Here is a 15,050-nt window from a genome sequence, read left to right as displayed (position 1 = left end):
ACGGAGCGGGGCACACGCCCCGACCCGACGTTCAGCGCTCGCGCTGGTGGTCAAGCGCGGCCTTGACGAGGCCGGCGAACAGCGGGTGCGGCTTGGTCGGGCGGCTCTTGAACTCCGGGTGCGCCTGGGTGGCCACGTAGAACGGGTGCACCTCCTGCGGCAGCTCGACGAACTCGGTGAGCTCGCCGTCCGGGCTCTGGCCGGAGATCCGCAGGCCGCCTTCGCGCAGGCGGTCCTTGTAGGCCACGTTCACCTCGTAGCGGTGACGGTGGCGCTCGGTGACGTGCGTGGAGCCGTACAGCTCGGCGACCAGCGAACCCTCCTCGAGGTCGGCCGGGTAGGAGCCGAGACGCATGGTGTGGCCCATGTCGCCCTTGCCGGCGACGATGTCCTTCTGCTCCTCCATCGTGGCGATGACCGGGTTGACGCAGTCCGGCTCGAACTCGGTGGAGTTCGCGTCCTCGATGCCGAGCACGTGGCGGGCGTATTCGATGACCATGGACTGCAGGCCCAGGCACAGGCCGAGCGCGGGCAGCTTGTGCTCGCGGGCGAACTTGAGGGCGCCGATCTTGCCGTCGATGCCGCGGATGCCGAAGCCGCCGGGCACGACGATGCCATCGACTTGGTCGAGCGCGGCGGCCGCGCCCTCCTCGGTCTCGCAGCGGTCGGCCGCCACCCACTTGACGTTCACCTTCGCCCAGTTGGCGAAGCCGCCAGCCTTGATGGCCTCGGTGACGGACAGGTAGGCGTCCGGCAGGTCGATGTACTTGCCGACGATCGCGATGTTGACCTCGTGCTTCGGGTGGTGGACACGTTCGAGCAAGTCCGCCCACTCGTCCCAGTCGACGTCGTGGAACGGCAGTCCGAGCTCGCGCACCACGTAGGCGTCGAGACCCTCGTTGAACAGGATCTTCGGCACGTCGTAGATACTGGGCGCGTCCACGCAGTTGACCACACCCTCCGCGTCCACATCGCACATGAGGGAGATCTTGTCCTTGATGGACTGGTTGAGCGGACGGTCGGAGCGCAGCACGAGCGCGTCCGGCGTGATGCCCAGCTGGCGCAGCATCATCACGGAATGCTGGGTCGGCTTGGTCTTGAGCTCGTGGGCGGCGGAGATGTACGGCACGAGGGAGACATGCACGAACATGCAGTTCTCCTGGCCGAGCTCGCGACGCACCTCACGGGCCGCCTCGAGGAACGGCTGGGATTCGATGTCGCCGACGGTGCCGCCGATCTCGGTGATGATCACGTCCACGTCGTCCGCCGCCTGGGCGCGCATGCGGGACTTGATCTCGTTGGTGATGTGCGGGATGACCTGCACGCACTGGCCGAGGTATTCGCCGGCGCGCTCCTTGCGCAGCACCTCCTGGTAGATCTGGCCGGTGGTGACGTTCGCCTTCTGCGAAAGGAACACATCGAGGAAGCGCTCGTAGTGGCCGATGTCGAGATCCGTCTCGGCGCCGTCCTCGGTCACGTACACCTCGCCGTGCTGGAACGGGTTCATCGTGCCCGGATCCACGTTGATGTACGGGTCGAGCTTCTGCTGCAGCACATGCAGACCGCGGGAACGCAGCAGACGGCCGAGCGAGGACGCCGTCAGGCCTTTGCCGAGGGAGGAGACCACGCCGCCGGTGACGAAGATGTGCTTGGTGACGTGCTCTTGCGAATTGCCATGTGTTCTTCTAACCATGGAATTTCACTCTATCACGCGTGCGTGACCCGGCGTGTTCGCCGTCTCCTCCCTTTTCCGCCGCTCCCGTCTTCAGCCGTTGACGATATGGGCGACGGCGTCGAGCGCCAGCTTGTAGCCGTAGAAGCCCATGCCGGTGATGGTGCCGGTGGCGACCGGGGAGATCACGGAGCGCTTGCGGAACTCGTCGCGCGCGGACGGGTTGGAGATGTGCACCTCCATGAGCGGCAGGCCCGCATCGCCGACCATATGGGCGGCGTCGGCCAGCGCGTACGAGTAGTGGGTGAACGCGGCCGGGTTCATGACGACCGGCGTCTTCTCGTCGGCGGCCTGATGCATCCAATGCACCATCTCGGATTCGTCGTCGGTCTGACGCACCTCGACCTCGAGGCCGAGTTCGGCGCCCCATGCGGTGCACAGGCGACGCAGCTCGGCGAGGTCCTGACGGCCGTACACGTCGGGTTGGCGCACGCCGAGGCGACCGAGGTTCGGCCCGTTGACGACGATGACTTTGGTGGACATGATGGTTCTCTCCCTCCTGCGGACGGTTCAGTGCTGGATGCGGCGGAACGCCTCGCGCACGGCGTCGGCCGGCGGATCCTCGAGGTGGATCATGTGGCCGGGCGTGCCGTCGAGGACGACGAAGCGCAGCTTGTTGCCGCGGGCCTTCTTGTCCTTGTGCATGAGCGCGAGCACGTCGTCGAACGAGCCGCCGTTCCAGGAGATCGGCAGTCCGAGCGAGCTGAGCAGCGCGCGATGGTAGTCGACGAGCTCCTGGTCGATGTAGCCGAGCCGGTGGGCGAGTTCGGCCGCGTACACGCAGCCCACGGCGACGGCGTTGCCATGCCTCCAGCGGAAGTGCTCGAGCTTCTCGATGGCGTGGCCGAGCGTGTGCCCGTAGTTGAGGAACTCGCGCTTGCCTTTCTCCTTGAGATCGGCGGACACGTGGTGCACCTTCACGGTGACGGTGCGTTCGATGAGCTCGCCGACCACGTCCTCCAGTCCGGAGCCGAGGAACGTCGCCCCGTCGAACGCGCGCAGCTCGTCGGCGTGCTCCTCGAGGATGCGCAGGATCTCCGTGTCCTCGATGAAACCGGATTTCGCGACCTCGCCGAGGCCTTCGATGAAGATGTCGTTCGGCAGCGAGGCGAGCGTCTTCGTGTCGGCGAGCACGCCGGCCGGCGTGTAGAACGAGCCGACGAGGTTCTTGCCGGCCTCGGTGTTGATGCCGGTCTTGCCGCCGGTGGAGGCGTCGACCATGGCGAGCAGCGAGGTCGGGCAGTTCACGTAGCGGATGCCGCGCATCCACGTGGCGGCGATGAAGCCGGCCAGGTCGGTGGCCGCTCCCCCGCCCACGCCGACGATCGCGTCGGAGCGGGTGAAGCCCTCGTCGCCGAGGCGCGTCCACACGCCGTTCGCCACGTCGACGGTCTTGCCGGCTTCGGCGTCGGGCACGACGATGTCGACGACGTCGTAGCCGCCCTGGCGCAGCAGGGTGCGCGCGCGATCAGAGTGGCGCTGCACGGGCTGCGTGTGGATGAGCGCGACCTTGGCGACCTTGTCTCCCAGCACGTCGGCGAGATGGTTCATCGCCCCTTCGCCGATCACCACGTCGTATGGTTCGATGCCGCTGCCGGTCACGTGGACCGTGCGTTCGCCGATCATGTCCATCACCTTCCTCGCCGCCATCTGCGGCGTCTGCCTGCGCGTGCGTACATGCACGTTCGCGACCTCGCGGAACACGGGGTCGCGCTGTTTGTACAGCTTCCTCCAGCGCGCGTTCGCGTCGCCGTTGAGCATGGGCCGTCCGCCGCCGCGGTTGGCGCGTTCCATCGCCTCGTGCGGGTCGGCGTCGAGGTAGACGACGCGTCCGCCGTCGGCGATGTAGTCGGCCAGGGCGTCCTGCGTGGACGGGGTCATCGGCGCTCCCCCGCCGAGGGAGAAGATGCCGTCGAAGTCCTCCAGATAGTCGGCGATGAGGTCGGCCTCCACCTCGCGGAACGCGGGTTCGCCGTACCGTTCGAAGTAGGCGGGGATCTTCATCCCGACCTCGCGTTCGATCTCGATGTCGGCGTCGGCGAACGACAAATGCATGAGGTGCGCCACCTCCTTGCCGACGCGTGTCTTGCCGGCGCCCATCATGCCGATGATGACGGCTTTCGGGCGGATGATGCCGCGCCTCACCTCATGTGCTCCGGCCAGGAGGCGAGGTAGTTCTCGCAGTTGCGGCGCGTCTCGGCGACGCTGTCGCCTCCGAACTTCTCCAACGCGTACTTGGCGAGCGTGAGACGCACCATGGCCTCGGCCACGACGGATGCGGCGGGCACGGCGGTCGAATCGGAACGCTGGTTGATGGCCTGCGCGGCCTCGCCGTTGGCGACGTCGACGGTGCGCAGGGCGCGCGGGATGGACGGGATCGGTTTCATGGCGGCGCGCACGCGGATCGGCTGTCCGTTGGACATGCCGCCTTCGATGCCGCCGGCGCGGTTGGTGAGGCGGGTGATGCGGCCGTCCTCGCCGGGCACCATCTCGTCGTGCGCGGCGGAGCCGGGGCGCACTGCCTCGAGGAAGCCGTCGCCGATCTCCACGCCCTTGATGGCCTGGATGCCCATGACGGCGGAGGCGAGGGCGGCGTCGAGACGACGGTCGGATTCCACGTAGGTGCCGATGCCCGCGGGCACGCCGTAGGCGATGACCTCGATGACGCCGCCGACCGTGTCGGCGTTCGCCTTGATCTCGTCGATGCGCTTAATCATGCGCTGCTCCGCGGCCTTGTCGAGCGTGCGCACCGGGGAGGCATCGAGCGCGGCGACGTCGTCCGGGGTGGGCAGCACGGCGTCGTCGGCGTCCTCGACTCCGGCGCCGCCGATGGAGATCACGTGGGCGACGGTGCGGATGCCGAACGCCTGCTCCAGGAACTTCGCGGCGATCGAGCCGAGCGCGACGCGCGAGGCGGTCTCGCGCGCGCTGGAGCGTTCGAGCACCGGACGGGCGTCGTCGAAGCCGTACTTGCGCATGCCGGTCAGATCGGCATGGCCGGGGCGCGGACGGCTCAGCGGCGCGTTGCGGCCCTCACGCGGAATCTCATGGTCGAGCGGGTCGGCGCTCATCACCTCGGTCCACTTCGGCCATTCGGTGTTGGCGATCTCGACGGCGATCGGGCCACCGAGCGTGGAACCATGGCGCACGCCGGTCAGCAGCCTCACCTTGTCCTGCTCGAACTTCATACGCGCGCCGCGGCCGTAGCCGAGTCGGCGGCGCGCCAACGCGTCCACCACGTCCTGGCTGGTGACGGACACCCCCGCGGGCAGTCCCTCGATCATCGCGACCAACGCCTCGCCGTGCGACTCCCCCGCCGTCTGCCAACGCAACATACTCTCTCGCTCCTCCATGATCGTGCGCCGCCGCGCCGCCGGTCGGGACATGGCCCGTGGCCGCGGCGTGGGCGGCTCTCGCATTTGCAACTAGGGGTTAATGTTAAGGCATGCCATACCTGTATTGTCTGCCCGGTCTCATTTGCGGCATCGCCCTCGCCGTCGAGGACGTGCGCCGCCGGCGCGTGCCGCGCGCGTGGGTGGCTGCCGGATGCGGGTCGCAGCTCGCCGCGGATCTCGTGTGGGCGGCGATGGCCAATGATTTCTTCACCGTGCTGCAGGCGCTGCTGTTCACGGCCCTGTGCGCGGGCGTCCAGCTGCTGCTCGCGTTGGCGAGGCCGGGGGCGCTGGGGTTGGGCGATGTGACGGCGATGCTGCCGCTGGGCCTCGCCGTGGGCGCTTACGGATTGATCCATGTGGCCGTCTGGTGGCTTGCGATGGGTGTGCTGGGAATCGTGTTCGTGGCCTTGTGGACCCGTCTCGACCCGCAGCGCGGGACGCCTTATGCCGGCAGGACCCCGTTCGTGCCGGTGATCGTCGTCTCCGGCGTCATCGCCGTGCTGCTGTAGGGCGACCGCCGTATGTATGCATATGCACATGCACACATATACGCTTGTGGGGTCTCCTCCGCAGTCCGGAGGAGACCCCACAAGGCGATTCACCATGCCGCGAACGTCAGTTCGCGTCGGCGTTGTTGTTCTTGTATTCCTGCACGTATTCGTTGAACGTGTCCTCGTCGTCGGTGAACTTGGTCTCGCCGGTCTGGAGGTTCACGGTCACGAAGTACAGCCAGTCGCCGTCCTCCGGGTGGAGCGCGGCGTTGATCGCGTCGTCGCCGGGGTTGGAGATCGGCGTGGGCGGCAAACCCTTCTTGATGCGCGTGTTATAGGGGTTCGACGCGTCGTCGAGCATGGCCTGCGTGATGTCCGCGGACTTCACGTTGTTGCCGTAGGCGACGGTGGAGTCCATGCCGAGGGTCATGTTCTTGTCGAGGCGGTTGAGGATGACGCGCGTCACCTTGCCATAGTAGTCCTTCGAGTTCACCTCGGCCTCGGCTATGGAGGCGATGTTGAGGATGCGCTCGCGTTCGTCGCCGGTGGGCACGCCGAGGTCGTCGAGCTTGGCGATGCGCTTGTCGACCATCATCTTGAGGATGTCGGAGGCGGACTTCTTCGACTTGACGTCGTACTGTCCCGGTTCGAACCATCCCTCGAACTTGCCCTTCGCCTCGGCGGGCAGGATGCCGCTGCCACCGCCGTCGATCACGGACTTGAATTCGGACTCGTCGATGCCGCTCAGCTGGGCGGCGTTCGCGATCACGTCGGACACGCGTTCGCCGGACTTCACGTCGAGGAAGCCGGTGGCCTTCGTCTGGTCGGAGAGGATCTCGACCGCGTCGGCCGACTGCATGTGGTACTGCATCTCGTACGTGCCCGGGTAGAGCGTCGCCGAGTTGGCGGACACCGTGGCCGCGAACGTCTCGGCGGATTTGACGATCTTCGCCTTGACGAGGTTCCTGCCGACGGTCAGCGAATCCTGCCCCTGCTCGATGGTGAAGTAGACGGTGCCGTACGCCTTGCCCTTGAACTCCTGGGAGATGCTCTTGTTGTACTCGTTGACCGCGCGGATGGCGGCGATACGCCGGTAGCCGAAGAAGCAGCCGGCGCCGATGAGCGCGAGCACGACGAGTACGGAGACGATGACGATGAGACGCTTGCGCTGCCCCCTGCGACGGCGCTTGCGCATCTCCTTGCGCGACTTCGGGGGCTTCGGCGGCTCGACCGCGGGCGCGGCCGAGTTGCCGGAGACCTTGAGTGCGTTCTCCTCGAAGAAATCGTTGAAGCTTTCGGACATCACTTCTCCCTATCGCTCTTTGCGATCCAACGCGGATTGCAGGATCACGACGGCGGATTGCTGGTCCACCACCGGGCGGTGCCTCCTCCCGGCGATGTTCGCCTCATGCAGCTGTCGATGCGCGCTTACCGTGGTCAGTCGCTCGTCCATCAATTCTACGTCAGGTGTCGTATTCAGGTGGATGTCGCCGTCCTCGACCATGCGGTCGATGCGTTTGACGAGGTTGGAGGCCCAACGGCGCGCCTTCTTGGCGCTTTTTCCCTCGCCGCCGTTGAGCAGCAACGGCAGGCCGATGACGACGTGGTCGACCTGCTCGTCCTCGATGACGTAGATCACATCGTCGAGCGCGCGGAACGAATCGCCGTACGCCTGGATGTTGCCGATGGGGTGCGCGAGGGTGAGCTCCGGGTCGGACAATGCGAGTCCGACCCGTGCGTCACCCAGATCGATGCCAAGCCAGGTCAAACGGCTCAGCCCTTCAGCGCCTCGTGTTCGAGCGCGGCGATCGCGTCGTCGATCTTCGACGCGTCGGCGCCGCCGCCCTGGGCGAAGTCCGGCTTGCCGCCGCCACCGCCGCCGAGGATCTTGGAGGCGCCGCGCACGAGGTCGCCGGCCTTGATGCCGAGCTTGCGCGCGGCCTCGTTCGTGGCGACCGCGACCATCGGCTTGTCGTCGGCGCTCACGCCGGCGAGGGCCACGACGACCGGCGACTCCTCGCCGAGGCGGGAGCGCACGTCGAGCACGGTCTTGCGCAGCGCGTCGAACGAGCCGAAGTGGCCGACGTTCTTCGCGGCGACCTTGACGGCGGCCTGGGAGGCCTGCGCGTTCTTGACGAGCTCCGGGACGGCCGCGGCGAGCTGGCCCTCGTACATGGCGGCCAGTCGGCGGTCGGATTCCTTGAGCTTGGCGAGCAGCGCGTTGACGCGCTCGGCGAGCTCGTCCGGGCGGGCGTTGAGCTTGTCGCTCAGCTGGGAGACGAGCGCGTGCTCGCGGGCGTTGAACTCGTAGGCTCCGGCGCCCACCACGGCGTCGACGCGGCGCACGCCGGAGCCGATGGAGGATTCGGACATGATGCTGATGGCGCCGATCTTGCCGACGTGGTCGACGTGGGTGCCGCCGCACAGCTCGCGGCTCCAGCCGTCCTCGCCGATGGACACGACACGCACGATGTCGCCGTACTTCTCGCCGAACAGGTGCATCGCGCCGAGCGCGATGGCGTCGTCGAACTTCATCTCCTTGGTGGTGACGACGAGGTTGTCGCGCAGACGGTCGTTGACGCGCTCCTCGACGGCGCTCATCACCTGCTTGGTCGGGGCCTTGGACCACTGGAAGTCGAAGCGCAGACGGTTCGGGGCGTCCTCGGAGCCGCGCTGGGTGGCCTGCGGGCCGAGCTCCTCGCGCAGCGCCTTGTGCACCATGTGCGTGGCGGTGTGCGAACGGGCGATGGCGCCGCGGCGGGCCAGGTCGATGCTGGCGTTCACCTGCGTGCCGACGACCAGCGTGCCCTCGGTCAGACGGCACTGGTGGACGATGAGGTCCTTGATCGGCTTCTGCACGTCGTCGACCTCGAGCACGGCGCCGTCGTCGGACAGGATCTCGCCCTGGTCGGCGAGCTGGCCGCCGGCCTCCGCATAGAACGGGGTGCGGTCGAGCACGACCTCGATGTTGGCCGGACCGGTGACGGCGGGCACGGAGCCCTTGCCCTCCTGCATGATGCCGAGCACGGTGGCACGGGCGGACATGTCGGTGTAGCCGAGGAAGTCGATCGGCTTGGCGAGCGTCTTCTTGAAATCGTCGTAGACGGACAGGTCCACGTTGTGACGCTTCTTGAGAGCGTCGGCGCGGGCGCGGCCCTTCTGCTCCGCCATGAGCTCGCGGAACTTGGCCTCGTCGACCTTCACGCCCTGGTCGGCGGCCATCTCGAGCGTGAGCTCGATCGGGAAGCCGTAGGTGTCGTGCAGCTTGAACGCGTCGTCGCCGGAGACGACGGCCTCGGACCTGCCTTCGGCGGAGTCCTTCTTCGCCTTCTTCACGGCGACGTCGAGGATCTCGATGCCGGAGGTGAGGGTGCGGCGGAAGGCGTCCTCCTCGCCGTACGCGGATTCGCTCACCTCGTGGAACGTCTTGTTGAGCTCCGGGTAGCTGGGCTCCATGGCGGCCTTGGAGGTCGGGAACAGGGTGGGCAGCACCTCGCTCTCGACGCCGAGCACGCGCATGGCCTCGATGGTGCGGCGCAGCAGGCGGCGCAGCACGTAGCCACGGCCGTTGTTGGACGGGCGCACGCCGTCGGACATGATCATGAGCGCGGAGCGCACGTGGTCGGCCACGACGCGGAACTTGACGTCCATAGCCTCGTCCTCGCCGTACTTGCGGCCCGAGAGTCGCTCGGCGGCCTCGATGACGGGGAAGACCTCGTCGGTCTCGTAGATGTTGTTCTTGCCCTGCAGCAGGTAGGCGAGTCGCTCGAGACCGGCACCGGTGTCGATGTTCTTGTTCTCGAGCTCGCCGACGATGTGCAGGTCGGTCTTGGACTTGACGTTGTCGACCTCGTAGTTCTCGAACACGAGGTCCCAGATCTCGATGTAGCGGTTCTCGTCGGCGATCGGGCCGCCCTCCTTGCCGAAGGCGGGGCCGCGGTCCACGTAGATCTCGGAGCAGGGGCCGCCGGGGCCGGGGCCGCCGGTGGTCCAGAAGTTGTCCTCCATGCCCATCTTCTGGATGTGCTCGGGGTCGACGCCCTCGTTGACCCACATGGAGCGGGCCTCCTCGTCGTCGGTGAACGTGGTCATCCACAGCTTCTCCGGGTCGAAGCCGTAGCCGCCCTTGTCCTGCGGGGAGGTGAGCAGCTCCCACGCGTAGTGGATGGCCTCCTCCTTGAAGTAGTCGCCGAAGGAGAAGTTGCCGATCATCTGGAAGAACGTGCCGTGGCGCGTGGTCTTGCCGACCTCGTCGATGTCGAGGGTGCGCACGCACTTCTGGTTGGAGGCCATGCGCTTGTGGGGCGGGGTCTGCTCGCCCATGAGGTACGGGATGAACGGGACCATGCCGGCGATGGTGAACAGCGTGGTCGGGTTCGGGGAGATCAGCGACGCGGAGGGGACGACCATGTGGTCGTGCGCCGCGAAATAGTCGAGGTAGCGCTTCGCGATTTCTGAGGTGCGCATAAGCGGATGGAACTCCTTGTTGTGTGTTTGTGCGGGCATGAGGGCCCTATGGGAACGTATCGTCGCCGTATCCGTCCTACATCATGCGTGTGCCGCCCGTACGGCGCGGGCGGCACACGACGCGGGACCGTCTCAGCGGTCTTCGCCGATGTACTGCTTGTTGAGTTCAGCCTCGCGGGCTCGGCGCGTGGCGTTGAACTCGTTGACGAGCCCTTCGAGCGTCTTCATTCCGACATGGTCCTGATCGGGGCCGAGCAGGAACTGTCGCGCCGCGTCCGGGGTGTTGGCCTTGACGTAGGCCTGGGCCTTGGTGACGGCGATGACGCCGAGCGAGAAGCCGAGACCGACCCAGAAGATGCGTTTGAACATCACTCCCCCTTGGTCTGGTCGTCGGTACGCCCGGCGGACTGGCGGACGAGGAAGGACTGCGCGGTGGACTTGAGGGCGTACGCCGCGGAGGCGACCTTGATGACCGGCTTGCCGAGGAACGATCCGTACAGGTCGGTGAGCGCACCCACGTTGTTCGCGGTCGTCGAGGCGGCGGCGGAGATCTTGTTGACGTCCTCCAGCGACTTGTTGACCTGCTTGACGGTGGTGACGCCCTCGTCGAGCGCCGGGATGGCATGCTCGCCCGATTCGCGCACGGTGTCGGCGATCTGGTCGAACAGCTTGCCCAGACGGATCAGCGGATAGATCATGAACCCGGCGAGCACGGCGAACGCTATCGCGGCGACGAGACCGGCGATCTCTCCAACTCCCATATTGCCTCCTAGTACACAGTTACCCGCACAAGACTATCACTTGCCATACGACACGATGGCGATCGCCTCGGCGAACGGCTTGTCCGTATCGAAGTCGACGAGCGTGACGGAGCCGTTCGCGGGCCTCTCGCTCAGATCGAGATCGGGGCCTCCGAAACGGTGCCCGAGGCTCAGCAACGTGTTGCCGTGCGAGATCTGGAGCACGTGGTCGCCGTCCTTGAGATCGGGGTTCGAGGCGATGAGCGCGAACGCCCCTTCGACGCGAGTCCAGTACTCCTCATCGGATTCCGCATCGTGGAACGGATCGGCCTCCTTGAGGAAGTCGCGGGTGGCGGCGAGCCCGAACTTCGCGACGATGTCGTTGTAGTTCTTCGCGCCGTGGGGGCCGCCGGCGGCGGTCCACGCGAGCGACATGTCCTGCCCCTCGAAGTAGCCGTAGCACTGCTCGCGGAAGTGCATGTCGGCGACGAGCGCGGGGCGTCGGTGCCCGGCGGCCTCGTTGATGTCGAGGATGCGCTTCGCGGTGATCTCGGCGCGCGAGGTGTCCGAGCAGTAGGCGGCGGCGAAGTCGACGCCTTCGAGCTTGTGCCCGGCCTTGTCGGCGTCGGCGAGTCCGGATTCGGTCAGGGGGGCGTTGCACCAGCCCTGGAGTCGGTTGTACTTGTTGAACGTGGTCTGTCCGTGGCGGACGAGATGCAGGTGGAGGATCATGGCACCACTCTACAACGGGAGCGCCGGCAAACGGCGACGGCGCCGCCGTCGGCCCGGAAACGCGGAAACCCCGCGTCCCTTCCGGGAACACGGGGTTTCGGCGGTATGTCCTTGACTGTATGTGATACAGAAGTGGGCCCGAATCAGCGGGCGTAGAATTCGACCACGTACTGGATGTTGACCTGCACCGGCACCTCTTCGGCCTCCGGCTTGCGGGTCAGGGTGGCCTTGAGGGAGGCCAGGTTCACATCGAGGTAGCCCGGGACCGCGGGCAGGACGTCGCGGTGGACGCCTTCGGCGGCGATCTGGAACGGAACCATGGTCTGGCTCTTCGGCTTGACCTGGATTGTCTGGCCCGGCTTGACGCGGTAGGACGGGCGGTTCACGATGTTGCCGTCCACGAGGATGTGACGGTGGGTCACGAACTGGCGGGCCTGGGCGGTGGTGCGGGCGATGCCGGCGCGCAGCACGAGGTTGTCGAGGCGGACCTCGAGATCCTGCAGCATGGCGTTACCGGTCTGGCCGGCGGTGCGGGTGGCCTTCTCGTAGGCGGCGCGCAGCTGCTTCTCGGACACGCCGTACTGGGCGCGCAGACGCTGCTTCTCGCGCAGACGCACCGCGTAATCGGACTCGGTACGGCGACGGGTGCGGCCGTGCTCACCCGGAGCGTACGGGCGCTTCTCGAAGATGCGCTGGGCCTTCGGGGTCAGGGCGATGCCGAGGGCGCGGGACAGGCGCACCTGACGGCGGGAACGCTGAACGTTCGTCATTTTGGTTTGTTCTCTTTCTGTCGTTATCTGAACGGAACGTGATGCGTTGTTCGACGCGTCACGCTGAGTCGGGCCTCTCCAACGCTTCATCGTGATTGCTCACGAGCGGCCGTATCATTCGGATTCTTGACGATTCCGGCTGCCGACCCGTTGACGGGCTAAGACTCCAGACGGCATCCGTCTTGCGGCAGACACCAATCGTCTAATCTACACCTATGCCCGGGACAACGTTCCGGCATCCATCCGATACACCGTGTCGGCGTAGCCGATCGCGTCCGTGTCATGCGTGACCATGAGCACTCCGGCGCCGGAATCCGCGCGCTCGCGCAGCAGACGCATGACCGTCGTGGTGCTGTCCGCGTCGAGGTCGCCGGTCGGCTCGTCGGCGATGATGAGCTTCGGATCGTTGATGAGGGCGCGGGCGATCGACACGCGGCGCATCTCGCCGCCGGACAGTTCGCGCGGCAGGCATCCCGCGAGATCGTCGACGCCGAGCCGTTCCAGCAGCAGCATCGCGCGGTCGACGAGCGGATCGCGGCCCTCCCATTCCCCGTCGCCTCGTTCCCCGGACGGCTCCGACCCGGCCTTCCCGTCCGGGAAGAAGGTGGCGGGCAGGATCACGTTGTCGAGCACGGGCAGGTTGCCGAGCAGCGTCTGCTCCTGCGTGACGAATCCGATGGTCCGGTTGCGCAGGAGCGACAGCCCGCGGTCGTCGAGATCGGCGACGCGCGCGCCGTCCACCGCGACGGATCCGCCGGTGGGCCGCACGAGTCCGGCGACCATGTTGATGAGCGTGCTCTTGCCGTTGCCGGAACGCCCGACGATGGCGACGAATCCGCCCGCGTCCAGGTCGAGACTCACATGGCTCACCGCGTCGAACGGCTTGCCGCGGCGCGTGAAGGTCCGGGTCAGATCATTGATGCGCAGCAGCGGGGTCACGTCCGGGTCTCGCTTCTCCGTTTCGACCGTCATGTCAGCGTCCCTCCTTGAGGATGATGTCGGCGTCGCCGCGGGAGATCCTGCCCATGACGGCGAACGACGAGACGACGCCCACCGCCGTGGAGCAGACGATGGCGAGCAGGGCGAGGCCGATGACCGTCCAGGGCCCGGCCTGCAGGTACGGCAGTTGGAGCCTGCTGCCGATGAGCGCGCTGAACGGCAGGATGCCCAGAGCCCCCAAGGCGACGCCGATCACGCCGCCGGCCGCTCCGACGGCGGCGGCCTCCTTCGCGATGACGCCGTTGACCATGCCGCGTGTGGCGCCCATGATGCGCAGCGACGCGAATTCACGTTTGCGCTCGTTGGCGCTGGCCGCGAACACGGCGAGCAGGACGATGACGCCCATCGCCCACAACGCGGCGACAAACGCCGCCATATAGCCGGTCAGCGCGTCCAGCGCGGTCTTCGTCGCCGCGGTCACGCCTCCCGGATACACGTAGCCGAGATCGGCGAACCGCGTGTCGAGCCGTTTGATGTTCGTGGCGACGGTCTGCGGATCGTAGCCGTCCTTCACCTTGATCATCACGGTGGAGACGGCCTTGTCCGCGTATTCCTCGGGCATGACGCGCTTGGAGACCGCAGCGGACGCCTCGACCATGTCGGGCACGGTGCGCTGGTTGATGAACACGGAGTTGTCGAGTCCGGTGCCGGTGTTCGCGAGTTGGGCGACGACCGGCCAGCTGCGTCCGTAGAGTTCAATGGTGCCGTCCGTGGAGACGTTGACGTTCGCCCCGGCGACCATCTGCCCGTCCTCCAACTCGCCTTGGAACTGGGAGGCCACCCATGGCGCGATGACGAAGTCGGTGGCGGGATCGTAGCCGATGATCTGGAGCTTCTCCTCGCAGCATGCGGCGGCGAGCGACGAGATGTAAGTCTGTTCGGTGGCTTGTGCGATGCCGTCGGCGCGTTCGACCTTGCGCGCGATGTCGCGGGTGAAGTAGAACGTGCTGGAGTTCGAGCCGGTGAGCAGCGCCTCGGCCTGGTTCGCGCTGTTCTGCGGCACGACCATGAGGTCGGCGCCGAGCCGGCGTTCCATGCTGCGCATGCCGTTGCCGAGGTTCATGCCGAGCATGGTTCCGCCGAACAGGGCGACGGCGAGTACGGTGACGACGGCGAGCAGCGCCGTCGTGCGCAGGGGTTTGCGTGCGAGGTTCGCGAGGGGAAGGTCGCGGAGCGTGACGTGCGTGTCCATGGCGTCGCCGTGTCGCGTCGTCACGCGCGGGTGCGGGAGTCGAGCCATGCGCCGGTCGCCGCGAAGGCGATGCCGAGCACGCCGAGCACGATGAGCGTCGGCAGCATGACCATGCGGCAGTGCATCATCGCGCCCGGGCAGACGCCGATGAGGATCGTGGGCACGGCGAGCAGCAGCAGGCAGTCGGCGATGACGGCGATGTTGAGGCCCATGCGGGTCTTCGGTCCGGAGAACAAGGCGATGACGCCGAGGGCGAGGATCACGACGCCGATGCCGGTGGCGGTCTGCTGCGACCAGTGGCAGGCGCCGAACATGCCGTGACCCGTGCAGGCGTGGGCGAAGGTCTGCGGCGCGATGGCGATCAGGGCACCGATGACAATGGACGGGACGGATGCGATGAGCTTGTTCTTCATGGTTCTCTCTTCCTATACTGCTGTCCCGTTTGCCGGAACGTCAGGCATTATGCGCAGATGATCCCGTGGAACACAAGTCTTGACTTTCGCCCGCCCGTCTGCTATGGAGTCAGAGCTTC

Annotated in this window: 15 protein-coding genes; 1 reads left to right on the top strand and 14 read right to left on the bottom strand. The window is 66.8% G+C overall.

The genetic code is table 11. The features are described from left to right. Nucleotides 1–31: 31 nt before the first annotated feature. The 4 genes from BSTEL_RS05370 to aroC all read right to left on the bottom strand — a co-directional run bounded on the left by BSTEL_RS05370 (nt 32) and on the right by aroC (nt 5,067). Nucleotides 32–1,693, bottom strand: a complete 1,662-nt coding sequence (locus BSTEL_RS05370; protein ID WP_034528073.1) for a CTP synthase — start codon at nt 1,691–1,693, stop codon at nt 32–34. A 72-nt stretch (nt 1,694–1,765) separates the two neighbouring features. Continuing rightward, a complete protein-coding gene (gene aroQ / locus BSTEL_RS05365; RefSeq protein WP_034528071.1) occupies nt 1,766–2,215 on the bottom strand; it encodes a type II 3-dehydroquinate dehydratase in 450 nt (149 codons plus the stop codon). Between the two features lie 27 nt (nt 2,216–2,242). Beyond that, the gene (locus tag BSTEL_RS05360) at nt 2,243–3,865 is read right to left on the bottom strand and encodes a bifunctional shikimate kinase/3-dehydroquinate synthase (protein ID WP_034528439.1); all 1,623 of its coding nucleotides are present in this window, start codon (nt 3,863–3,865) and stop codon (nt 2,243–2,245) included. An 8-nt stretch (nt 3,866–3,873) separates the two neighbouring features. After that, the gene (gene aroC, locus BSTEL_RS05355) at nt 3,874–5,067 is read right to left on the bottom strand and encodes a chorismate synthase (protein WP_034528068.1); all 1,194 of its coding nucleotides are present in this window, start codon (nt 5,065–5,067) and stop codon (nt 3,874–3,876) included. 110 nt (nt 5,068–5,177) lie between these two features. On the opposite strand from aroC, the gene BSTEL_RS05350 reads away from it, so the two are divergent. Further along, nucleotides 5,178–5,636 (top strand): prepilin peptidase, encoded by a 459-nt coding sequence (locus tag BSTEL_RS05350; protein WP_034528066.1) that lies wholly within the window; start codon nt 5,178–5,180, stop codon nt 5,634–5,636. Nucleotides 5,637–5,742: 106 nt separating this feature from the next. Here the strand turns inward: BSTEL_RS05350 and mltG are convergent, their stop codons facing one another. The 10 genes from mltG to BSTEL_RS05300 form a co-directional block, all read right to left on the bottom strand. Then, nucleotides 5,743–6,921: an endolytic transglycosylase MltG gene (gene mltG, locus BSTEL_RS05345; protein WP_034528063.1), complete on the bottom strand. Its 1,179-nt coding sequence runs from the start codon at nt 6,919–6,921 to the stop codon at nt 5,743–5,745. A gap of 9 nt (nt 6,922–6,930) precedes the next feature. Beyond that, nucleotides 6,931–7,386, bottom strand: coding sequence for a Holliday junction resolvase RuvX (gene ruvX, locus BSTEL_RS05340; RefSeq protein WP_034528060.1), 456 nt, complete (start codon nt 7,384–7,386; stop codon nt 6,931–6,933). Between the two features lie 5 nt (nt 7,387–7,391). Next, entirely contained in the window at nt 7,392–10,085 is a 2,694-nt protein-coding gene (gene alaS / locus BSTEL_RS05335; protein WP_034528059.1) for an alanine--tRNA ligase, read from the bottom strand. Between the two features lie 132 nt (nt 10,086–10,217). Continuing rightward, nucleotides 10,218–10,454 (bottom strand): hypothetical protein, encoded by a 237-nt coding sequence (locus tag BSTEL_RS05330; protein WP_034528057.1) that lies wholly within the window; start codon nt 10,452–10,454, stop codon nt 10,218–10,220. Then, nucleotides 10,454–10,846 carry a DUF948 domain-containing protein gene (locus tag BSTEL_RS05325; RefSeq protein WP_034528055.1) on the bottom strand — a complete coding sequence of 131 codons (393 nt, stop codon included), beginning with the start codon at nt 10,844–10,846 and terminating at the stop codon, nt 10,454–10,456. The genes BSTEL_RS05330 and BSTEL_RS05325 overlap by 1 nt, the downstream gene beginning before the upstream one ends. Nucleotides 10,847–10,882: 36 nt before the next feature. Further along, nucleotides 10,883–11,557 (bottom strand): histidine phosphatase family protein, encoded by a 675-nt coding sequence (locus tag BSTEL_RS05320; RefSeq protein ID WP_034528052.1) that lies wholly within the window; start codon nt 11,555–11,557, stop codon nt 10,883–10,885. 143 nt (nt 11,558–11,700) lie between these two features. Continuing rightward, on the bottom strand, nt 11,701–12,327 hold the full coding sequence (gene rpsD, locus BSTEL_RS05315) for a 30S ribosomal protein S4 (RefSeq protein ID WP_034528049.1): 627 nt from the start codon (nt 12,325–12,327) through the stop codon (nt 11,701–11,703). A 213-nt stretch (nt 12,328–12,540) separates the two neighbouring features. Then, entirely contained in the window at nt 12,541–13,299 is a 759-nt protein-coding gene (locus BSTEL_RS05310; RefSeq protein WP_051922867.1) for an ABC transporter ATP-binding protein, read from the bottom strand. A 1-nt stretch (nt 13,300) separates the two neighbouring features. After that, nucleotides 13,301–14,518, bottom strand: a complete 1,218-nt coding sequence (locus BSTEL_RS05305; RefSeq protein WP_034528436.1) for an FtsX-like permease family protein — start codon at nt 14,516–14,518, stop codon at nt 13,301–13,303. Between the two features lie 20 nt (nt 14,519–14,538). Beyond that, nucleotides 14,539–14,931: a DUF4418 family protein gene (locus BSTEL_RS05300; RefSeq protein WP_034528047.1), complete on the bottom strand. Its 393-nt coding sequence runs from the start codon at nt 14,929–14,931 to the stop codon at nt 14,539–14,541. Nucleotides 14,932–15,050 lie beyond the last annotated feature (119 nt).

The sequence above is a fragment of the Bifidobacterium stellenboschense genome (genome assembly GCF_000741785.1).
GTDB classification, from domain to species: Bacteria; Actinomycetota; Actinomycetes; order Actinomycetales; family Bifidobacteriaceae; genus Bifidobacterium; species Bifidobacterium stellenboschense.
This window is presented reverse-complemented; position numbering and strand designations above follow the sequence as displayed.